The 21,074-nt window shown below is 71.4% G+C and carries 20 protein-coding genes; 9 read left to right on the top strand and 11 right to left on the bottom strand.

Annotated features, from left to right (window positions below; translation table 11 throughout):
• Positions 1-143 precede the first annotated feature (143 nt).
• The 4 genes from K318_RS0102660 (at position 144) to K318_RS23350 (ending at position 3,781) form a co-directional block, all read left to right on the top strand.
• Entirely contained in the window at positions 144-593 is a 450-nt protein-coding gene (locus tag K318_RS0102660; RefSeq protein WP_029088327.1) for an HD domain-containing protein, read from the top strand.
• Between the two features lie 11 nt (positions 594-604).
• Positions 605-1,507, top strand: a complete 903-nt coding sequence (locus tag K318_RS0102655) for a helix-turn-helix domain-containing protein (RefSeq protein WP_156913743.1) — start codon at positions 605-607, stop codon at positions 1,505-1,507.
• 277 nt (positions 1,508-1,784) lie between these two features.
• Positions 1,785-2,615 (top strand): hypothetical protein, encoded by an 831-nt coding sequence (locus tag K318_RS0102650; protein ID WP_029088325.1) that lies wholly within the window; start codon positions 1,785-1,787, stop codon positions 2,613-2,615.
• A gap of 26 nt (positions 2,616-2,641) precedes the next feature.
• Positions 2,642-3,781 carry a TlpA family protein disulfide reductase gene (locus K318_RS23350; RefSeq protein WP_029088324.1) on the top strand — a complete coding sequence of 380 codons (1,140 nt, stop codon included), beginning with the start codon at positions 2,642-2,644 and terminating at the stop codon, positions 3,779-3,781.
• 116 nt (positions 3,782-3,897) lie between these two features.
• Here the strand turns inward: K318_RS23350 and K318_RS0102640 are convergent, their stop codons facing one another.
• The 4 genes from K318_RS0102640 to K318_RS0102625 form a co-directional block, all read right to left on the bottom strand.
• Positions 3,898-4,971, bottom strand: coding sequence for a heparan-alpha-glucosaminide N-acetyltransferase domain-containing protein (locus tag K318_RS0102640; protein WP_029088323.1), 1,074 nt, complete (start codon positions 4,969-4,971; stop codon positions 3,898-3,900).
• Complete coding sequence (lepB, locus tag K318_RS0102635; protein WP_029088322.1) at positions 4,968-5,738, bottom strand: signal peptidase I; 771 nt, start codon at positions 5,736-5,738, stop codon at positions 4,968-4,970. The genes K318_RS0102640 and lepB overlap by 4 nt, the downstream gene beginning before the upstream one ends.
• A 98-nt stretch (positions 5,739-5,836) precedes the next feature.
• A complete protein-coding gene (locus K318_RS18875; RefSeq protein WP_245579736.1) occupies positions 5,837-6,976 on the bottom strand; it encodes a bile acid:sodium symporter family protein in 1,140 nt (379 codons plus the stop codon).
• A 154-nt stretch (positions 6,977-7,130) separates the two neighbouring features.
• Positions 7,131-7,805, bottom strand: coding sequence for a TetR/AcrR family transcriptional regulator (locus K318_RS0102625; protein WP_084499528.1), 675 nt, complete (start codon positions 7,803-7,805; stop codon positions 7,131-7,133).
• 272 nt (positions 7,806-8,077) lie between these two features.
• Between K318_RS0102625 and helR the strand changes: the two genes are divergently transcribed.
• Positions 8,078-10,396 carry an RNA polymerase recycling motor ATPase HelR gene (gene helR, locus K318_RS0102620; protein WP_029088320.1) on the top strand — a complete coding sequence of 773 codons (2,319 nt, stop codon included), beginning with the start codon at positions 8,078-8,080 and terminating at the stop codon, positions 10,394-10,396.
• A 27-nt stretch (positions 10,397-10,423) separates the two neighbouring features.
• Here the strand turns inward: helR and K318_RS0102615 are convergent, their stop codons facing one another.
• From K318_RS0102615 to K318_RS0102600, 4 genes are all read right to left on the bottom strand, one after another.
• Complete coding sequence (locus tag K318_RS0102615; protein ID WP_029088319.1) at positions 10,424-11,224, bottom strand: MetQ/NlpA family ABC transporter substrate-binding protein; 801 nt, start codon at positions 11,222-11,224, stop codon at positions 10,424-10,426.
• A gap of 40 nt (positions 11,225-11,264) precedes the next feature.
• Positions 11,265-11,939, bottom strand: coding sequence for a methionine ABC transporter permease (locus K318_RS0102610; protein ID WP_029088318.1), 675 nt, complete (start codon positions 11,937-11,939; stop codon positions 11,265-11,267).
• Complete coding sequence (locus tag K318_RS18870) at positions 11,936-12,808, bottom strand: methionine ABC transporter ATP-binding protein (RefSeq protein WP_084499527.1); 873 nt, start codon at positions 12,806-12,808, stop codon at positions 11,936-11,938. Before K318_RS18870 ends, K318_RS0102610 begins: the two co-directional genes overlap by 4 nt.
• Positions 12,809-12,968: 160 nt before the next feature.
• Positions 12,969-13,397: a hypothetical protein gene (locus K318_RS0102600; protein WP_029088317.1), complete on the bottom strand. Its 429-nt coding sequence runs from the start codon at positions 13,395-13,397 to the stop codon at positions 12,969-12,971.
• Between the two features lie 19 nt (positions 13,398-13,416).
• Here K318_RS0102600 and K318_RS18865 point away from each other — a divergent pair, with 19 nt between their 5' ends.
• Positions 13,417-13,893 (top strand): OsmC family protein, encoded by a 477-nt coding sequence (locus K318_RS18865; RefSeq protein WP_169721436.1) that lies wholly within the window; start codon positions 13,417-13,419, stop codon positions 13,891-13,893.
• 43 nt (positions 13,894-13,936) lie between these two features.
• Here the strand turns inward: K318_RS18865 and K318_RS0102590 are convergent, their stop codons facing one another.
• The gene (locus K318_RS0102590; protein ID WP_084499663.1) at positions 13,937-15,340 is read right to left on the bottom strand and encodes a glycine cleavage T C-terminal barrel domain-containing protein; all 1,404 of its coding nucleotides are present in this window, start codon (positions 15,338-15,340) and stop codon (positions 13,937-13,939) included.
• 156 nt (positions 15,341-15,496) lie between these two features.
• On the opposite strand from K318_RS0102590, the gene K318_RS0102585 reads away from it, so the two are divergent.
• On the top strand, positions 15,497-16,378 hold the full coding sequence (locus tag K318_RS0102585) for a methylenetetrahydrofolate reductase (RefSeq protein WP_051297371.1): 882 nt from the start codon (positions 15,497-15,499) through the stop codon (positions 16,376-16,378).
• A gap of 33 nt (positions 16,379-16,411) precedes the next feature.
• On the opposite strand, the gene K318_RS0102580 is transcribed toward K318_RS0102585, so the two are convergent.
• Together K318_RS0102580 and K318_RS0102575 are read right to left on the bottom strand one after the other, a co-directional pair.
• A complete protein-coding gene (locus tag K318_RS0102580) occupies positions 16,412-17,161 on the bottom strand; it encodes an IclR family transcriptional regulator (protein ID WP_029088314.1) in 750 nt (249 codons plus the stop codon).
• A gap of 202 nt (positions 17,162-17,363) precedes the next feature.
• Positions 17,364-18,590 carry a metal-dependent hydrolase family protein gene (locus K318_RS0102575; protein WP_051297368.1) on the bottom strand — a complete coding sequence of 409 codons (1,227 nt, stop codon included), beginning with the start codon at positions 18,588-18,590 and terminating at the stop codon, positions 17,364-17,366.
• Between the two features lie 68 nt (positions 18,591-18,658).
• Between K318_RS0102575 and K318_RS0102570 the strand changes: the two genes are divergently transcribed.
• Both K318_RS0102570 and K318_RS18860 read left to right on the top strand, forming a co-directional pair.
• Positions 18,659-19,519 carry a MurR/RpiR family transcriptional regulator gene (locus K318_RS0102570; RefSeq protein WP_029088312.1) on the top strand — a complete coding sequence of 287 codons (861 nt, stop codon included), beginning with the start codon at positions 18,659-18,661 and terminating at the stop codon, positions 19,517-19,519.
• A 74-nt stretch (positions 19,520-19,593) separates the two neighbouring features.
• Positions 19,594-21,030 carry a sodium:solute symporter family protein gene (locus tag K318_RS18860; RefSeq protein ID WP_051297365.1) on the top strand — a complete coding sequence of 479 codons (1,437 nt, stop codon included), beginning with the start codon at positions 19,594-19,596 and terminating at the stop codon, positions 21,028-21,030.
• Positions 21,031-21,074 lie beyond the last annotated feature (44 nt).

Below are 21,074 nucleotides of genomic sequence, written 5' to 3'. Positions count from 1 at the left end.
TGAGCGGCCTGCCCCGAGGGAGCGGAAACACCTGCCCCGAGGGAGCGGAAACACCTGCCCCGAGGGAGCGGAAACACCTGCCCCGAGGGAGCTGAAACACCTGTCCTGCAGGGCAGGTGCGCACGGAGAGGCGGTGGAGACCCATGACGATGGCGCACAGGGCCGAGGCCTTCGCCCGGACGGCGCACACGGGCCAGAAGGACAAGGCGGGTGCCGAGTACATCGACCATCCCCGCCGGGTCGCGGCGCGCGCGGCGATCATCGCGCCGGAGGCCATCCGCGAGGAGGCGGTGGCCGCCGCCTGGCTGCACGACACGGTCGAGGACACGGGCGCCACGCTGGGCGCGCTGCGCGAGGCGGGCTTCCCCGAGCACGTCGTCGATGCTGTGGACCGGCTGAGCCATCGTCCCGGCGTCGCCCTCGAGGCCTATTTCGCGCGCCTGCGGGACAGCGACATCGCGCGGATCGTCAAGGTCGCGGACCTCATCGACAACACCTCGCCGGAGCGTGCGGCGCTGCTCGACGAGGCCACCCGTGAGCGGCTGCGTCGGAAGTACGCGCGCTCCTGGCAGCTCATCCTCGGCGAGGACTGAGGCGGCCCGCGGTGCGAAGAGACGAGGTGCGGGACGAGGTCTCCGGCTGCGGTCTGGGCCTGCTCACCGAGGGTGTGCGCCGGCAGCGGGGCAGAGCGGGCCTCGTGTACCGGGAGCGCCGCTTCGGCGAGATCAGCGTGATGGGTGCGCGCGGGAGCGCCGTGGAGCTCGTGGGCCGGCCGAACCCGCAGACGGACAGGATGTTCGAGCTCGCATTCATGTCGGGCGGCCTCATCAGCCATGCCGGATATCGCGAGGGCTCTCCCGTCGAGGCGCGGCTGCTCGTGGTGCCGCCGGGCGCGGAGGGCCCGGTGCATCTGCTGGGCAGCTGGGAGCTGCTGGTGCTGGGCCTGCCCCGGGACGTCATGGAGTCCTTCGTGCCGGAGCTGCCGCAGCGCGCGGAGCTGCACGCGAGTGCCGCCCTGTTGGAGGAGTCCGCGGAGTCGTTCGCAGCCTCGGTCCTCGCCGTGGAGGTCTCGCCCACCGCCATCGAGAGCTATGCGATTGGTCAGCTCCTCGTGGAGATGGGAGGGGCGATACTGCTCAACCGCCTCGGGAGCTTCCGCGCGGCCGGGTCTCCGCAGGCAGTGCTGCGGGACAGGGCGATGGCGATCATCGCCCAGCAGTGCACCGACCGGCAGCTGACGCCTGCGCTCGTGGCCGAGCAGGTGCAGTCCTCGCTCCGCCAGGTGCAGGCGGTGTTCTCCGAGGCGGGCACGACGGTCGCGAGCGAGATCCGCCGGCAGCGGGCCCGGGCGGCCAGGAACCTGCTCGTGGACAGCCGCTTCGATGTGCTGAGCATCGAGGCGATCGCGGAGCGCTCGGGCTTCGGCACCACCATGAGCATGCGCCGCGCGCTGAGCGATGTCTACGGGACGGGACCGCGCCGGCTCCGGAAGGAGCGGGGGAGCTGAGCTCGCAGCACCGCGTGGGCATGAGGGCGGCGCCGGGGGTGCGCGAGAACCGGGGCGCGGGCGCGGAGCCGTCTCGCGCATCGAGAATGTGACATCGGCGAGCCGCAATAACGCACAATCCGCGCAGGCTTGGCTCGATGAACGAAGAGTTTGGGTGCACAGCTCCCGTGCGGCGGAAGGTGAGCATAGATTCGACGGCGGTTGGAGAACTCCTGGCAGAAAGCTGGGGAGATTCTCCACACGCTGTACGACTCACCATCGCCGATTGAGGAGACCTATGTCTGACGAGCTCACCACCACCGGTCTGTCCCGCCGCAGCGTCGCCAAGGGCGCTGCCTGGTCCGTCCCGGTCCTCGCCGCCGCCGTGTCCGTGCCGATGGCCTCCGCCTCCGTGGACCCGGGCGACGCATTCGACGTCGCCGTCTCTGCCGACTGCGCGGGCAACTACGACCTGGCGCAGCTGCGCCAGGGCCTCAGCGACATCGTCGGCTCGCTGCCGGGCGGAGCCCTCCTGCAGCCGCTCCTCACCCCGATCACCAACACCCTCGTCGACACGACCACGACCCTGCTCTCCGGCCTGGGCTTCGACGAGTTCGAGAGCCGCGGCTTCACCATCCTGGCGGCCGAGGGCACCGTCCCCGCGGGCACGCAGTTCACCCTCACCGGCGGCGGCCTCATCAACATCACCCTGCTCGAGGACGCCCTCGGCGGCGCCGGCGCGGATGCTCTGGGACTCGTCTCCATCAACGGCGACGACGCGATCATCGAGCTCAACCGCGACCTCGCACAGGGCGAGCAGCAGCACATCACCCTCCGTGGCGATGCGGTGGACGTCTCCGTGGGCGGCACCGTCACCTTCGGCCTGGTCGGCACGGACAACCCGTCCACCGAGCCCGGTCAGCCCAACTCGGTCTCGCAGAACTTCGTCGTCGTCGAGACCAGCCTGGGCGAGCTCGGCCTCGTCAACCAGCTCCTGGACGCCGTCGAGGGCATCCCCGGCATCGGTGCTGTCCTCAGCATCATCACCGGACCGCTGCGCACGGCCCTCGAGGCCCTCACGGTCACCCTGCAGCTCTGCCCCGGTCAGGACGCCCCGGCCGGCGCCTGAGCCCTGAGCGCAGGTATCCTGCTCTCATGACGATGAGCCCTGCCGAGTTCGCCTCTGCGTTCTCGGCGGGGCTCCTCGCATTCACCTTCGCGCTCTCGGGCGCTGCCAAGCTCGGCCGCAGCAGCGCCACACTCGCCTCGATGATGACGTTGCGGGTACCGGTGTTCCTCCAGCACCGCTGGATCGCCCGGGCGCTCCCGCTCGGGGAGCTCCTCCTCGCCGCCGTGCTCGTGCTGATGCCCGGACCCTTCCGCAGCCTCGCCGCCGCTGCGACGGGTCTCACGCTCATCGCCTTCACCCTCCTCCTCGCCGCCGTGCTCCGCCGCGGTGAGGACGCCGACTGCGGATGCTTCGGCCCCTTCGCCGCGAGCGGCAGGATCACCGGCTGGTCGCTCGTCCGCAACGGCGTGCTCATGCTCGCCTCCGGCCTCGCGCTCCTCCACGCCTGGTCCGGCCCCTCCGCCCTCGGCGCGATGCTCGCCGCCGATCCGGTCTCCGTCCTCGGGCTCGGCCTGGGCTGGTCGCTGCTCGCCGTCCTCGTGCTCGTGCGCGAGCAGTTCGTGCTCCGCGGGCTGCTCAGGGACTCCGTCCGGGCACCTGCGGCCGGTGGGCCTTCGGATGCGGTCGGCTCCGCGGAACCGCGAGGCGCCTCGGGCGCCGGCGCCTCGGCAGGCGGCCCCGACGACGGCTGGGAGCCGCCGCCCCTCTCGCCCCTCTCGCTCGCGCTGGGTCTGGACCCGGCGCGGCCGGGAGAGGTGCGCCTCGGCGAGCCCATTCCCCATGCCGAGCTCGTGGGGGCCAACGGAATCACGCAGACACTGGCACAGCTGGGCGACGGCCGGCCCACGCTCCTCGTCTTCCTGAGCACGAGCTGCGGCAGCTGCCATTCCGTCGCGGAGCGGGCGCACCTGTGGCATGAGGAGCTGGACGGCATCGCGGTGCGGATCGCCACCTCGTCCACGCCGCGCGAGATGGAGCGGATGTTCCCGAAGCTCCTGCCGCTGTGCCGGTACGGATCGGCCTCCGCGATCAGCCGCCTGGGCGTGCAGCGCAGCCCGGCGGCCCTGCTGCTGGGCGGGCAGGGGCAGCCCGTCGTGGCCTCGCCCATCGCCTACGGCCTGCAGGAGATCGAAGGCCTCGTGGCGAGCATCGGCGCTGCACGCTGAAGCGCGAGGACGGGAGCGTTCGCCGGATCCGCTCACGTCCTGGATTCTGCCGCGTTACTTGTAGGTAGGGCGGCAGAACCCAGGACGGGAATGAAGAGAGACGCTCACGCGGCGGCTCAGCGCCTCACCGCCCACAGCGCACGGACCGGATGCCGTCCGGCGGCTACGCCCGTCAGCCGTTCCATCGGGCCGGTGCCCAGCCCGCGCCACCACGCGGCGGCGAACGCCCAGCACACGAGCACGAGCCCCGCCTGGATCGACCAGCCCAGCGGCGGAGCGAACCATGCCGCCTGCTCCGTGCCGACGGCGGCGGTCCGGGCGGTGTACACGCCCATGAGGATGAGCACGTGGAGCACATAGACGCTCAGCGCCATCCGCCCCTGCGCGGTCAAGGGTGAGAGGACCGCCCGCGCCGAGGCCGCGGTCGTCACCCAGACGAAGAAGGCGAACGCACCGAGAGCCAGTGGCGCCTCCCGCAGCACCTCGACGTAGCCGCCGCGGAGGCCCGTGCCGGGCATGTCCAGCAGACGCCACAGCTCCACGGGGACGAACCACACGACCGCGGCGATGAGCAGTGCGAGCGCGCGGCGGGGCTTCCGGAGCACGCATCGTCCCAGCACGATCCCCCCGAGGTACAGCGGCAGGAAGGCCAGCGCCTGGTAGCTGTTCCCCAGCACGAGGCGGTCGAGGAGCCATGTGAGCGGGTTCGCCGGGGCGGTGAGCGCGGGGTGGGAGAGGGCCGCGAGCCGGAGGGCGGTGACGATCCCCGGACCGATGACCAGCAGCGGCGCCGCCCAGAGCAGGAGTGCGCGCGTGCGCAGACAGAGGAAGGGCAGCGCGAGCAGCAGTGCGAGGCCCAGGTGTTCGAGGACGATGACCACACCTGAGAACCGCAGGCTCAGCAGCAGACTGAGGACGATGAGCACCGCCGCCCTGCCCGCCGTCTGCAGGCGGTAGCGGGTGCGCTCGGGCGGGGCGGCCTCGGGCGCGGGCCCGGTGAGCGCGATCGTCGCGCCGATCACGAGGGCGAACAGCGGTGCCGCGACATCGTTGAGCATGCTCTCGGCGTACTCCACCAGCCTCGGCGCGGGGAGGACGAACGGGGAGGTGTGCGCGATGACCATGGCGACGACGGCGAATCCGCGCACGGTGTCGAGGGAGGTGAGGCGGGACGTGGGCGCCGTGCTCATGAGCCCAGGCCCCCGAACCGCCCCAGCGGCCAGATGATGCTGACGGTCCTGCCCGTCACGTCCTCGGTGCGGGCCCAGCGGACGCAGCCGGCCGAGGTCTCCGCGTCGAGGCCGCGGCACTGCGAGATCCCGTCCGCGCTGCGTGCGCGATGATCGCCCAGCATGAGGAGCATGCCCTCCGGCACCGTCACCGGGGGGAAGCAGCGCTGTGACCGCGGCTCCGAGGCGCAGTCGAGTTCGCCTGGGACGAAGGGCAGGTCGTCGTGGACATAGGGTTCGTCGAGTGGCTCGCCGTCGACGAGCAGACGCCCTTGCGCATCACAGCACTCCACTGTCTGCCCGGGCACGGCGATGACGCGCTTGACGAGCATGTCCTCGGTCCCCGGGCCGATGCCCAGTCCGTCCCCGGCCACGCGCTTGACCAGGTGCTTCGCACTTCCGAGGAAGCCGCCCTCGGGGGACGGGGCGGTGGAGGGCCACAGCTCGTCCTGCGTGTGGAAGACCACGACGTCGCCGTTCTCCGGGGTGCTGTTCGCCCACGGCGGCGCATACGCGAGGCGGTTCACGAGGATGCGGTCGCCCACCTGCAGCGTCTCCTCCATCGACTCGGAGGGCACCATGAACGGCTTGACGAGGAAGGCCTGCACGAGGCCGAGCACGAGGAACGCCGCGACGAGGTGCGCGAGGGGGTGGCCCGCGATGCGCCGGGGGAGGGAGCGTGTGGGAATGGCTGGGCCGGGCCCCTCTGCCGCTGAGTGATCTGCCATAGAGCGTTCAGTTTCTCATGTGTCGGATGATTCCCACCCTGCACTCACCGAGTGAGCGGTTCCTGTCGTATTCCGGGCCGCCGGCCGACAGTTAGTGCTCACTCGGTGGGAGCGGCGGCACCCACCCGGGCCTCGGCGGCGGCCTTCCGCTTGTCGAGGCTGCGGCACAGGGTGGCGAACAGCGCGCCGGAGACGTTGTGCCAGACGGAGAAGACGGCACCCGGCAGCGCGGACAGCGGGTCCATGTACTGCGCGGCCAGACCCGCGGCGAGCCCGGAGTTCTGCATGCCGACCTCGACCGCGGTGGTGCGGCGAGAGGGCAGAGGCAGCCGGAAGAGCACGGCGGCGCCGTAGCCCAGGCCGATGCCGATGATGTTGTGCAGGATGACGGCCGCGAGCACGAGGAGCCCGGCGGAGATGATCGTCTCCGCGCTGCCGGAGACCACGATCGCCACGATGACGGAGATCGCGAGCACGGACAGCCACGGCAGCACGGGCAGCAGCGCCTCGGTGATCCTGGGCAGCAGCATGCGGATGACGATGCCGCCGAGCACCGGCAGCAGCACCACGTTGACGATGGTCAGCGCCATCGAGCCGCCGTCGAGGGGCATGTACTGGCCGGCCAGCCACAGTGTGAGCAGCGGGGTGAGCAGCGGTGCGAGGAGCGTGGAGATCGAGGTCATCGTGACGGACAGCGCCACATCGCCGCGCGCCAGGTAGCTCACGACGTTCGAGGCGGTGCCGCCGGGCGCACAGCCCACGAGGATCACGCCTGCGGCGATGAGCGGCGGCAGACCCAGGAGCGTGACCACGCCCAGGGCGACGAGCGGCATGATGACGTACTGGGCCACGACGCCCAGCAGGACGGGCACAGGGCGCTTGGCGACGAGTGCGAAGTCGACGGGCCGCAGCGTCAGCCCCATCGTGAGCATGACGACGCCGAGCATGGGGTTCACCGCGGGCGCTGCGGCGGAGACCGTGTCGGTGAAGAAGAAGCCCACGAGGCCGCCGGTGATGATGAGGAGGGGGAACACGAGGACGGCGAAGTAGCCGCTGCGATCCTCGGCCGTCGTGCTCGAGGTGCCCGTGCCCGGGGCGCCCGTGCCCGGGGCGCCCGAGTCCGGCACCGTGCCTGCCTCCGTCGCGGTCCTCGCGGGTTCCGGTTCTCTGCTGGCTGCGGACATCATGTTCTCCTCGACGAGGTGCGGCGGGTGGGGCGCGTGTGCGCGAGTGGTCACACGATACTCAGAACCGCACAGCACAAGCCGCCTGTCCGTGATGCGGGCGAAACTCGGACGGCCGAGCATTCCCCTCCGCTCTTCCCGCCAAGTGAGCGGTTCCTGTCGGTTTCAGAGCCGTGAGGCGACAGAAAGCGCTCACTCCGCGGGTTGCTCACCCGGCGGGCTGCTCACCCGAAACCGGCGCGGAGAGCATCTCGTGCGCGATCTCGCGCGCCTCGCGGAGCAGCCCGGGCCCTTGCACGCCGGTGTGTGCGAACGTGCCCTCGAGGAGCAGGAAGAGGTGCCGCGCCAGGCGCTCGGGGTCCGGATGGCCGATGGCGTCCTCCCGGATCAGCTCCAGGATCCGCCGCTCGACCGAGTTCTTGTGCAGTCGCACGATCGCGTAGCCGGGATGGTCGTCGGGGAGTTCGGCCGCGGCGTTGAGGAAGGCGCAGCCGCGGGTGGCTGTGAGGGTGTCCCTCTCGTAGACGTCGAAGAGCACGAGCGCCCTGGGCGCGGGAGCCTCAGCGATGCGCTGCTCCAGATAGGCCCACCACGTGCGGTGCCTGTTCTTCAGGTACGCGGCGATCAGCACGTCCTTGGCGCGGAAGTTGTTGTACAGGGTCCGCTTCGTGACCCCGGACTCGGCCGCGATCGTGTCGACCCCCACCGCGTGGATGCCCCGCTCGTAGAACAGCGCCGAGGCGACCTCGAGGATCCGCGCAGCGCTGGGGGTGAGGGACTCGGCATCGGGGATGTCCGGTGCCCCGGGGATGCTCGGGGCACCGGCGGACGAGGCGCTCCCGTCCGCCGCGCGAGCCCTCTCCCCGGATGTCTGGATGCGCATGGAACCCCTTCTCTGCCACAGGTTCCGGACCGGTCCGTGCGCGCACCGGTGCGATGCCGGCTGACGTCCTCCTCAGGGTGCACGAGGCCGATCCGTGCGCAGCCTCCGTGCTCCGCTGTCCCCTTGCACATTCAGAATACGGGACGGAGGGGGCCTTGCCGCAAGGCCCCCTCAGGGGGTGAGAATCGTGTCTCCTGCCGCGCGTTCGCCGCGCGCAGCCGCACCTCGTCGTCCCTCCCCGCCGCGTCCTCACCTGCCCTTTGGAGCTGCTCATGGACACTCCGTCCTTCTTCGCCCTGCCACCGCACCTCGAGTGGAAGACCGCCCCCGAGTTCACCGCCCGCGACCAGGACCAGCTGTCCGCCGTCGCCGAGGCCCTCCGCGCGGGAGAGGCCCAGGTGCGCGCTCGCCTCCGCGGTCTCCGCCGCTCTCCCGGAGGCTACGGTGAGGCCGCCCTGGAACGGGACCTCGCGATCCACCGGCTGAGCGCCCGGCTGCGGCTCCTGCGCCGCTTCGACGTGGAGATCTGCCTCGGCCGGATGGTCCCGGAGGACGGCTCCGGACCCGTGTACATCGGGCGGATGGGCCTCCTGGGCTCCGAGGGCGAACAGCTGCTCCTCGACTGGCGCGCGCCCGCGGCCGCCCCCTTCTTCTCCGCCACCCTCGCGCATCCGCAGGGGCTGCGCAGCCGGCGCAGGTACCGCTGGTCGGGCGGCCGCATCGCGGACTTCTGGGACGAGGCCCTGTACGAGGCATCCGAGGCGCGTGCACCAGAGCTGGGCCCTGCCGGATCCGTCCCACCGGGACAGCAGCGCTCCGAGCCCCTCGCCCTCGACGAGCAGTCCGCCTTCCTCACCGGCCTCGGGGCCGCACGGACCGGGCAGATGCGCGATGTCCTCGCGACGATCCAGGCCGATCAGGACGCGATCATCCGCGCCGATGCCGCAGGTCAGCTCGTGGTGGACGGCGGCCCGGGCACTGGCAAGACGGTCGTGGCGCTGCACCGGGCCGCCCACCTGTTGCACTCCAGGCCCCGGCTGCGGCGCGGCGGCGGGGTCCTCGTCATCGGTCCGCACCGGCCGTATCTCGATTACGTCGCAGACGTCCTCCCGGCACTCGGCGAGGAGGGCGTGCGCATGTGCACCCTCGCGGACCTCGTGCCGGAGGGGGAGTCCGCCTCGGGGGAGGACGCTCCCGAGGCGCGTCGGCTGAAGGAGTCCGCGGATCCGGTCGCCGCGCTCGAGGCCGCCGTGGCGATCTACGAGGAGCCGCCCGCCGAGGCGCTGTGGGCGGAGACGCCGTGGGCCGACCTCCTGGTCGACCGCGCCGTGTGGCAGGAGGCCTTCGATGCACGCGAGCCGGGAACGAGCCACAACGCTGCCCGTGACCAGGTGTGGGAGGCGCTCGTCGAGATCCTCCACGACCGCGCGGTGGACGCGGGCGGAGAGGTGCCCTCGCTGTCTCGGTTCCGGAGCGCGCTCGCCCAGGACGAGGAGCTGCGCACCGCGTTCTCCCGCGCCTGGCCGCTCCTGCGCCCCCAGGAGATCGTGGGCGACCTCTGGACCGTGCCGGACTACGCGCGCCTGTGCCTTCCCGGCCTGAGCGAGGAGCAGGCACGGCTCCTCGTGCGCGAGCGCGCACAGGCGTGGACGGCCGCCGATCTCCCGTTCCTCGACGCCGCGCACCGGCGGATAGGCGATCCCGATGCGCAGCGGCACGCCCGCCGCAGGGCCGCTGCGCGCGCCGCCGAGGCCGAGGAGCGCGAGCGGGTCGCCGCCGACCTCATCTCCGCCGACGACGGCGACCTGCAGATCATGTCGATGCTGCGCGGAGCGGACCTGCGCGATGCTCTCACGGACCCTGATGCCGGGGAGGGCGACGGAGCCGATGCGCGTGCGCAGGCGGCAGGAGCGCCTGAGGCCGAGAGGAGCCTCGACGGCCCCTTCGCGCACATCATCGTCGACGAGGCGCAGGAGCTCACCGATGCGCAGTGGCGCATGGTGCTGTCCCGGTGCCCCTCGCACAGTCTCACGCTCGTGGGCGACAGGGCGCAGGCCCGCCGCGGGTTCGCCGGCACATGGGCGGAGCGGCTGGGCGCGCTCGGGATGGACCGCGTCACGGTTGCGGAGCTGAGCGTCAACTACCGCACCCCGGCCGAGGTGATGGAGGCCGCGGCTCCCGTCATCCGCGCCGTCATGCCGGAGGCGAATGTGCCCCGCTCCGTGCGCCGCTCGGGTGAGCCGGTGGTTCGCACCGATCATGCCGGGCTGCGGCGGCTGCTGGATGCATGGCTGCGCACGGAGGCCGAGGGCACTGCCTGCGTCATCGCTCCTGAGGAGGCGGCGGCGAAGGTGCTGATGCCGGGCGGTGTCCCTGCCCCTGAGGCAGCGGAACAGGGCGGCGCCCCTGCCGCCGAGGCGGCCCGCCGCATCCGGGTCCTCACACCGGAGACGGCCAAGGGGATGGAGTTCGATGTGGTCGCGCTGGTCGAACCGGAGAGCTGGGCCCCGGGCTCAGCGGCCTATGCCGCCGCTGTGGACCGCTACGTCGCGATGACCCGGTCCACGCGCCGTCTGGTCCTCGTCACGTGAGCGGGTGTGCGGAGGAGCGGGCCGCCCTCAGAACGCGGTGTGGGTGTTGAACTCGTCCTCGAGCACCCGGCGGACCTCCTCGCTCGTGAAGGCCTCCCTGAGCGCGGCGGTCTCCGGCGAGTCGGCATCGTCCGCGCGGGTGACGAGGGTGACCGCGAACTGCGGGTCCTCCTCGACCACGAGTCCGTCCTCGAACGGGCTGAGGTCGATCTGACCGGCGAAGGCAGGCAGGTTGAAGACGGCGTCGGCCTCCTCGTAGGCGGCGTTGAGCTGCAGGAGGTCGACCTGCGTGAACTGGAGGTTGCGGGGGTTCTCCGCGACGTCCTCGAGTGCGGCCCCGAAGCGCTCGGTGCCCTCGGCCAGGGTGATGAGCCCCTCGTCCGCGAGCATCTGCAGCGCACGGCCGGTGTTCGAGGCATCCGCCGGCAGCGTCACGCGCCCGTCCTCCGGCAGGTCCTGGATGTCCGTGAGGTCCTTCGAGTAGAAGGCCACCGCCGTGAGGTACACCGGCTGCACCCCCACGAGGGAGGCGCCGTTGGCCGCGTTGAACTCCTCCATGAACGGCACGTGCTGCACGAAGTTCGCATCGAGCTCGCCGGCCTCGAGCATGACATTGGGCTGGACGTAGTCCGCGACCTCGACCATCTCGATGGTGTAGCCGTCGCCGATCGCCTCGGCCGCAGCCTCGACCACGTCCGTCATGGGCGGAGTGGCCGCGGCGACCGTGAGCGCGGTGTCGCCGTCTCCCGGCCCGCCCCCGGCACAGCCGGTGAGGACGAGCGCCGCCGAGGCGAGTGCGGCTGCGGGGGAGAGGGTGCGGATGGTCATGGGGTCTCCTCTGTGCTGGGGTCTCGGTGTGTGTGGGGTCTCATCGTTTGTCGAGCGTCCGCGAGAGCATGTGTCCCGCCGCCTGGAGCACCAGCACGCAGGCGATGATGAGCACGATCGTCACGTACATGAGGGCGAACTGGTACTCCTGGTAGCCGTAGCGCAGGGCGAAGTCGCCCACGCCGCCCCCGCCCACCACGCCCAGCACCGTCGAATAGGACACGAAGCTGATGGTGGCCGAGGTGAGCGCGTACACGAGCCCCGAGCGCGCCTCGACGAAGAGGAAGCGCGTGACGGTCTGGACGGTGCTCGCGCCCATGGCCTGCGCCGCCCTCACGATGCCGCTGGGCACCTCGAGGAGGATCTGCTCGACGAGGCGGGCGTAGATCGCCACTGCGACGAAGGCCAGCGGGAACGAGGCGGCGGTGGTGCCGAAGGTCGTGCCGAACACCCAGCGGGTCACCGGGATCATGAACACGACGAACAGGAGGAAGGGGAAGGACCGGACGACCGTGACGTAGAGATCGGCGAGCGCCCATACGGCGCGGTTCTCCAGCGGCCCGCCGCGGCGGGTGAGGTAGATGAGCGTGCCGAGCGGCAGCCCGAGGACGACCGCGGCGAGGATCGCCCAGCCCACCATGTACCCGGTCTCCAGGAGCGCCTGTGCGATCCTGTCGCCGTACTCGGTGAACACCTCGGTGAGGACGGCGATCATCCGCGGTCTCCTGCTGCAGGGGCAGTGTCTGGGGCAGCGGCTGGAGCCGGGGTGCCGGCCTCGGCTGCGGGGGCTTCGGCCGGCACAGGCGCAGCGGCCTCGGCGGATGGCGGTCCGCTCTCGGGCCCCTGCAGGACGATCCGGGCCTGTTCGAGATAGCTGCCCGTGCGCGCGGCCCTGTCCCCGTCCACGGTCAGCGTGTCCCTCAGCCGCCCGCGCTCGAACACGGCGGCGCGCCCGCAGATCGCCTTGACGGCGTCGAGCTCGTGCGTGACGAGGACGAGGGTGGCGCCGAACTCGTCGCGCGCCTCGGCCAGCAGACCGAGGACCTGCTCGGTGGTGCGGGTGTCGAGCGCCGAGGTGGGCTCATCGCACAGCACCACGTCCGGCCGCGTGACGAGGGCGCGGGCGATCGCGACGCGCTGCTTCTCCCCGCCGGAGAGCTGCGCGGGGTGATGGTCTGCCCGGTGACCCAGCCCCACGAAATCCAGCAGGGCGGTGACGGTTTCCGGGTCCCTCCGGCGCTGTACGCGCAGCGGCAGCTCGATGTTCTGGCGGACGGTCCGGTTGCCCAGGAGGTTGAAGCCCTGGAAGACCGTGCCGATCCGGTGCTTCATGCGGTTGAGCTGCCTGGGGGAGAGGTCCGCGAGATCGGTGCCGTCGACGAGGACCTGTCCCTCCGAGGGATGCCTGAGACCGCCCAGGAGGTCGAGGAGCGTGGATTTGCCTGCGCCGCTCTCGCCCAGGATGCCGAAGATCTCGCGCCTGGCGATCGTGAGGGAGACATCGTCGAGCGCAGTGACGGTCCCGGCGGAGGTCGCGAAGCGCTGCGAGACTCCCCGGAGTTCGACGGCGGGCTGAGTGGTGATGGCGGTCTCCGTGCGCAGGCTTCTGTCAGGGCGCTCTCAGCCTATGTCCGGGGCCGGGCCGACGGTACGTTGCGTTGCGCACACCTCGGGGGCCTGGAGCCGCGCACGCTTCGGGAGCGGATGCCTGCGCACGCCTCGGGAGGCGGGGGGCGACGGTCCGTCAGCTGGTGGCGGAGAGGGAGAAGAAGTCGGCGTCGAGGTCCTTGGCGATGTCCTTCTCGTCCTCGATCTGCGCCGGATAGATGATCCAGTTGGTGCCGTACATCGCCTGCTCGCCGCGGTGCTGTGAGGGGTCCTCCTCGGCCACGCGCTTGAGGCCGTCGATCATGATGTCGCGGCCGGCCTCGTCCTCGAACGTGAAGAGCTGCTTGCCGCCGAAGCACGCTCCGACCTCGGTCCACGGATCCGGCGGACCGTCGAGCTGCCGGCCGCCCTCCTCCACCTGCAGCTCCTCGCATTCGCCGCCGGCCTCGACATAGGCATCGGCGAGCGATTCGGCATCCTCCACCGTCCCGTCACCGCACCCGGACAGGGCCAGGATGAGGGGGATGAGCAGTGCCGGGAGCAGTGATCGCTGCGCTGAGACCATGCGCGCATACTATCGTCCCATGGATGCGGAGCAGGAGGACGCGGGCAGCCCCGTGCTGTACACGGCGGTCGCCCGGAACCGCGAGGGTGTTGACGGTGCGAGCTGGACGGAGCGCGGCACGCGCGTGCGGGTGAGCTCGCCGCTGAGTGAAGATCGGGCCGGCACCACCGATCCCGAGGAGCTGCTCGCGCTCGCCTGGGCCACCTGCCTTTCCGCGAGCTGCCGGGTGGTGGCCCCGGGGCGCGAGGCCGCCGTCCGCGTCGAGGTGTCCCTGCGCCGCGCCGCGGACGGGCCGGGCTTCGAATTCCTCCCGCGGGCATACGTCTCCTTCGCAGGGATGCGGGAGGACGAGGCCGCCGCGCTCGCCGCTGCCGCCCACGAGCGGTGCCCCGTCTCGAAGCTGCTCTCCGGGCGGGGTGCGGCCGAGGTGGTCGCCGAGGCCTACGCGCCGCCCGCCTCCCCGTCCGGAGAGGCACCGCACCCCCGCAGGCCCTGAGCCTGCGGGGGTGCGGGGGCAGCGGACAGCCCGAGGAGGTGCCTCAGACGGCGGAGTCCAGTCCCTTCTCCTTGAGCCGCTCGCGCTGGTTGGGGTTGGCCGAGGGGCGGAAGGGCATGTCCACCACCTCGCCCCAGACCGGCGTGCCCGGGGTCTCCGCGTACTGATCCGGCAGATGCACCCAGACCGGTGTGCCCAGCCGCGCCATCGCCACGGGGACGTAGCCCATCGCGATGTTCGTCTCCAGTTCGGGGGAGTACCACGGTGAGGTCACGTATCCCACCGCCGAGCCGCCGGGCTCCGCGCTGATGAGCCAGAAGTCCGGGGCGTAGTCGTCGATGGGCTTCCCTCCCAGCCGCATGCCCACGAGCTGGTGGGTGAAGGGCGGATCACCGGCCTCGATCCGCTCCCGCGCTGCCTCCAGCGCGGCCTTGCCGATGTAGTCCGCCTCCTTCTTCCGCGGCACCTGGTAGGCGAGGTTCACCTGGAAGGGCAGGGTCTCCACGTCCATGTCCTGACCCCAGGAGAGGATGCCGGCCGCGATCCTGCGGTGGTGCGAGGGCGCCACGACGGCCAGCCCGTGCCGCTCCCCGGCGGCGAGCACCGCGTTCCACAGCTGCTCCGCGTAGAGCGTGGCGTCGTAGAGGTAGATCTCGTACCCCTTCTCGCCGCTGAACCCGGTCTGCGAGATGACGACATCGCAGCCCGCGATCCGCGCGGACATGAGGCCGTAGGAGGGGAGTGCCGCGACGGCCGGCCCCACCAGGTCCGTCATGAGGTCCACGGACAGCGGTCCCTGGATCTGCACGGGGGCCACGTCGATCTCCGCGATGGACACGTCATACGTCCCCGCGACGTTGACGCCCTGCAGCCACAGCAGCAGGTCGGAGTCGGAGATGCTGAACCAGAACTCCTCCTCGCTGATCCGCAGGAGCACGGGATCGTTGAGGATGCCGCCGTCCGCGTTGCAGAGGATGACGTAGCGGGCTCGCATGGGCGGGATCTTCGCGGCGTCGCGGGTGATGACGAAGTTCACGAAGGCCTCGGCGTCCGGGCCCTTCACCCGGATCTGGCGCTCCACTGCGACGTTCCACAGCGTCACCCGGTGCACGAGGGCCTCGTACTCGGCCATCATGCCGCCCTCCTCGCGGGGGACGTAGCCGCGCGGATGGTACATGCGGTTGTACACCGAGGCCCGCCAGCAGCCGGCCTGCATGGACAGCTCCCAGTAGGGGGACTTGCGCACGCGGGTGTCGATGAGGGCCTCGACCGGCGTGGGGCCGGACTGGCGGAGGTTGATGGGGACGAGACGGTCGCTCTGGTCGACCGTCGGGACGTTGTTGTCGACGGGATGCTCACCCACGTCCGGGACCGTTCCCGGTGCGGGTGTGGAGGCCTCCGGGCCTCCGTTCAGCAGGGTGTTCACTTCTTCTTCGAAAGTGCTCATCAGGTTCACCATCCAGTGGTTCTGCTGCTGCCCTATTCAGTTCTGCATCATGGAACTGGAGTCCCATGCGCCGAGTGTAGTCTGGATGCGAGCCGGAAGCCATGACCCTCGTCACAGGATTTTCCGGAGGATGCAGACGCTGTGGAAGAGGTGGGTATGCGGACTCGCAGCCGCGGACGAGGCGGCCGTCGTCGGGGAGGACCGGAGCGGGACGCGCTCCTCCGGGAGCTGCTGAGCGCGCCCCGGTTCGAGGTGCTCCCCACGTCCGGGATCGCCGATGTGGTCGCGGGGAGCCTGCCGGCCGGGCGCACCGTCACCGTCACGGCCTCCGTGAGCCTCGGCTTCGAGCGCATGCTGAGCACGGTCGAACAGCTCCAGGAGCGCGGATACCGTGCGGTCCCCCATATCGCCGCGCGGATGGTGGCCGGCCGGAGCGAGCTCGCGGAGATCGTGGAGCGTCTCACGACGGCCGGGGTCACGGAGGTGTTCGTGCCCGCCGGTGACGCGCCCGAGCCTGCGGGCGACTACGCCTCGGCGCTCGATCTGCTCCGCGACCTCGCTGAGCTGGGCAATCCATTCGCGCAGGTGGGGATCGCCGGGTACCCGGAGTCGCATCCGCACATCCCCGATCGGCAGACCATCGCCGCGATGACGGACAAGCGCCCCTACGCCGACTGCGTCGTGAGCAACCTGTGCTTCGATCCGGCGGTGGTCGCCGACTGGATCGGTGCGCTGCGCGAGCGCGGGGAGACGCTGCCGGTGAAGGTGGGGGTGCCGGGGAAGGTGGACCCCGCGCGGCTGCTGAAGGTCGCCTCGGCGATCGGGGTGGGGGAGTCCACTCGCTTCCTGAGCAAGAACACCTCGCTGTTCGCCCGGCTCCTGCTCCCGGGCGGCTTCAGCCCCGAGCGGTATCTGCGGAAGCTGGCCGGGCGGCTGACGGGGCCCGAGGTGCAGGTCAGCGGCCTGCACGTCTACACCTTCAACCAGGTCGCGGCGACGGAGGAATGGCGGGAGCGGCTGCTCGCGAAGCTCGGCTGAGGCGTGCGGCTGCACGCTCGGGCGGGAGGGTGCTCAGTGCTGGACGCGACGGCGCGCGATCGTGGCCGAGAGCACCTGCGCGGCATCGGTGAGGAGCGCGCCCAGCTGCTCGTGCCCGCCGCCGATCCGGAGGGTCGGACCGGAGACGCCGATGGCGGCGTGGACCGTGCCGTCCGGCCAGCGCACAGGGGCCGCGACGGCGTCGAGGCCCTCCTCGAACTCCTCGGAGGTCGCGGCCCAGCCGTGTCGTCGCACCCCCTCCAGATCGGCCTCGAGCGCGGCCCTGGTCCTCAGGCTCCGGTGGGTGGGACGCGCCAGTCGGCCCTGCGGCAGCGGCAGGGCGCCGTATGCGTACATGACCTTCCCCAGGGCCGAGGTGTGCGCCGGTACCTCGACATTCTCCCAGCTCACTGCCCCCAGCACGAATGCGGAGTCCACCTGGGCGATGTGGACGACGGTGTCCCCGCTCGGCACTCCCAGGGTCACGGTCTCCGAGGTCTCCTCCCCGACCCGCTCGAGTTCCGGCTGCGCGGCGGCGGCGAGGGTCTGGAGGCGGTCGAAGCGCGAGGCGTACTCCGCGAACAGCGCACCGCCGCGGAACAGCCCGTCCCTGTTGCGTTCGAGCAGCCCGCCGCGTTCGAGGGCCTGCAGGAGGCGGGAGGCGGTGGAGCGTGCGAGGCCCGTGTGCTCGGTGACCGCGGTGAAGGAGACGGGGCCCTCGGCGCGGATGACGTAGGTGAGCACCTCGGCGGCGCGGTCGACGGACTGGGTGCCGCTGCTCATCCGTGCCTCCTCGTCGCTCGTGTGTCCGGGCGCGCTCTTCCCGCGTGCGGTCCATTGTCGCGCATGCGCGACACCTGTGCTGAGCGCAGCCCGACGGTGGCGGCGCACTCGTGCCCCGACTTCCCACCCCTTGTGCCGCTGTCCGCCCCGCCGTATGTGGGCGGTGAGCGGCGTTTCGGGTGGGAGGCGCGGCGTGGGTCGCTCAGTCCGCCACGAGCGCGCCTCGGCTGATGACGCTGCGGACGGTCTCCTCCGGGCGCGCGAGCACGGTGATGTCGTCGAGGGGGTTCGCCTCCAGCAGCACCAGATCGGCGAACGCGCCCTCGGCGAGGACGCCCAGCTCGCCCTCGGCCTGCAGGAGGCGGGCGGCCGTCGTGGTGGCGCCGCGGAGGATCGCGCCGGCGGACTGCACCTGCGCCCGGATCTCGAACTCCCGGCTCTGGTGCTCCCACATCTCGCCGAGGAGGTCCGAGCCGTAGGCGATGCTCACCCCGCCCCGGTCCGCGAGGCGCAGCGCACCGAGTCCCGCATGGAGGACGTCGTCCACCTTGGCCTGGCTCGCCGCGGGCAGGCCGAGGCGCGCGCCGTCGGCCTTGAGCCGCTGGTAGGTCACGAGTGTGGGGACGAGGAAGGCATCGTGCTCGACGAACAGCCGCACCGTCTCCTCGTCGAGGAGGTTGCCGTGTTCGATGGAGCGCACGCCCAGCCGCAGGCCACGGTTGATCGCGCGGGCGGTGTAGGCATGGCCGAGCACGTAGCGATTCGCAGCCCGGGCCTCCTCGACCGCGGCGATGATCTCCGAATCGGAGAACTGGGTGGAGTCGACCCTGTCGGTGGGCGAGGCGACGCCGCCGGAGAGCATGAGCTTGAGGTGGTCGGCGCCGGTGCGGAACTGCTGGCGGGCGCCGCGCCGGACCTCGTCGACCCCGTCGCAGACCATGCCGATGTGCGGGCAGCACTGATGGTTGTCCACGAGTGCGCTGCCGGGCGCGCGCATGTCAGCGTGGCCTCCGGTCTGCGACAGCGATTTGCCTCCGAAGAACAGGCGCGGTGAGACGAAGAGCCCCTCCGCGGCCGCGCGGGCGAGGCCGAAGTCCGCGCCGCCTGCATCGCGGAGCGTCGTGAAGCCGCGGCGCAGCGCCCCCTGCATCGTGCGGATCGCGCAGGCGGTGAGGTAGGCGGGCGATTCGTCGCCCAGGCTCCCGAGGTCCGGCGAGTTCGCGAGCACGTGCACGTGGCAGTCGATGAGTCCGGGCGAGGCGATGCGCCCCTCGCCGTCGAGCACCGTCTCCTCGGGGCCCGGCTCCGTCCCCACCGACGCGATACGATCGCCGTTGAACCGGAGGGTGGTGGGTGCGGAGAGCGTCTCCGCGACCGGGTCGAGAACGCGCACGTTCGTCACTGCGGTCACGCGGGCATCGAGCTTCACTGCGTTCCCCTTCCTTCGCGGACTGTTACCTGTTTCAGTCACGGTAAGCGTATGCAAAGGACTTTGCAATGACGGGTGAGCATCTCGCCGGCTGGATCGATGCGCTGGTCGCCGGGCGCAGCGTGCCGCCGGCGACCGCGCGCGTGATCGCGGTGCTGCGCTCCGCGCCGCAGGAGGCCGCCTTCGCGACCGTGCGGACGATGGCGGAGGCCGCGGACGTCAACATCGCGACGGTGACGCGCACGGCGCAGTTCCTGGGCAGCTCGGGGTGGCCCGAGTTCGTCCTCGAGTACCGCGGACGCTATCTCGCCGGTCTGCGGGCGGACACCATGCTCGCACCCGCCGGGGAGCCGGGGAATGCGGGGCGGTCCGGGCCCCGGGCGGCGGTGCGCGGCGACATCCGCACGCTGCAGGGGATGGCCGAGGGCCTCGACGAGGAGGCGTACGTGCGGGCGGCCGAGCGGATCCGGGCCGCGCGGCGCATCGTGGTCCTCGCGACCGGCACCTACATGGGGCCGGCCGAGGTGCTGGCGCACAACGGACAGCTGCTCGGCTACGACGTCGACTTCCCGCGGGGCCCGTCCTCCACCCAGATGAATGCGGTCCGTCGGCTGGGGGCCGAGGACGCCGTCATCGCCTTCACCGTCTGGAAGACGGCGGAGATCGTCTTCCGCCTGGCTCGGTTCGCCGCCGAGCGCGGGGTCCCGCTCATCGTCGTCGCTGACCGTTCGACGCCCGCGGCCCGGCTCGCCGAGGTCGTCGTCACCGTCCCCAGCGAGAGCTCGCGCTACCTGCCTTCGACCCTCCCCGCGGTCGCTGCGGTGCAGGCGGTGCTCAATGCGCTCGCGGACCTCGACCGGGGGCACGCGGAGGCCCAGCTGCGCGAGGCCGACGGGCTCTGGCCCGAGATGGGGATCACCGCCGAGTAGGCAAAGATGTTTGCAATCGCGTCCGGGGCGTGACCATACTGGTCCGGTTCCGCCGTCGACCGCCGAGGTTCCCCATGTCCGCGACCAGCATCGTCGTCCTCGCCCTCTACCTGGCGCTCATGATCGGCGTCGCCGCGTGGTTCTCCCGGAGGAGCGCGATCCGGGACGGCGGCGATTTCATCATGGCCGGCCGCTCGCTGCCCACCTTCGTGCTGGGCGGCACGCTCCTGGCGACCTTCGTGGGCTCGGGCTCGATCATCGGCGGGGCGAACTTCGTCTTCACGAACGGTCCGCTCGCCGGGATCTTCTTCTTCCTGGGCACCTTCGCGGCCATCATCGTGCTGGGGTTCATGTCCCGGCGCATCCGGGAGAGCTCCTTCAACACCGTCCCGGAGCTCCTGCGGGAGCGGTACGGGCCCGCCACCGGGGTGATCGGCACCGTGCTGGTGCTCGTGGCCTTCATCGGCATCGGCGCCTACCAGTTCACGGGTACGGGGTACATCCTCAGCCTCATCACGCCGCTGAGCGAGGTGCAGGGGACGATCATCGCGCTGGTCCTCATCTGCTTCCTCGCGGTCTCGGGCGGGCTGAAGTCCGTGGCCTGGACGGATTTCCTCTCCTCCGCTCTCGTGGTGCTGGGGCTGGGCAGCGCCCTCGTCTGGATCTTCGCGGCCGATTTCGGCGGGATCGGCGGCTACGTCGACCAGCTCGACCCCGCATTCCGATCCGTGACCGGCGTGCTCGGTCCGCTCCAGATCCTCGGCTACTTCCTGCCGCTGTTCCTGCTGATCCTCGGCGACCAGAACATGCATCAGCGGATCGGCGCGGCCAAGGATGCGGCGACCGCGTTCAGGGCAATCCTCGTGTTCTTCGTGGGAGCGCTGCTGGTGGTGGGGCCCATCATCCTGCTGGCCTCCTCGGCGAGCATCCTCAACCCGGGCTCGGGCCCGGACATGGCGATCCTCGGGCTGGCCGCGGGCGGGTTCGTGCCGGAGACGCTGGGTGCCGTGATCCTCGTGGCCGCACTCGCGATCATCGTGACGACGGGGTCCTCGTATCTGCTCACGTGCTCCGGCAACGTCGTCTACGACCTGGTCTTCCGTCCGGGCGGCCGCCGGCAGCGCGAGGCGGCGGCGGACCCGGAGCGGGCGCGGCGGCAGGAGGTGCTCATCAGCCGCCTCTCCGTGGCGGGAGTGGCGGTGCTCGGCTACGTCATGGTCCAGTTCTTCCCCTCGCTGCTCGCCCTGCAGATGTACGCCTACACGATGTACGGAGCCGCCATCACCCCCGTCGTCATCGCGGCGCTGTTCTGGAAGCGGGCGAGTGCGGCCGGTGCGATCGCGTCCATGATCGCCGCGGGGGCCGCGACGGTCGCGTGGGAGGTGTTCGGCCCCGTCGAGGAGGTGGCGTCCGTCGTCGTCGCGCTGCCGATCTCGGTGGTCGTGCTGGCGGCGGTGTCGCTGGCCGTGCCGCAGCGGGCGCGGGAGCGGCAGGGCGTGCGGGTGGAGTAGGTCCCCACCCCAAGTGCCGCTGGCCGCCCCGCCGTACGTGGGCG

Source organism: Brevibacterium album DSM 18261, assembly GCF_000426445.1.
In the GTDB taxonomy this organism is placed as follows: Bacteria; Actinomycetota; Actinomycetes; order Actinomycetales; family Brevibacteriaceae; genus Brevibacterium; species Brevibacterium album.
This window is presented reverse-complemented; position numbering and strand designations above follow the sequence as displayed.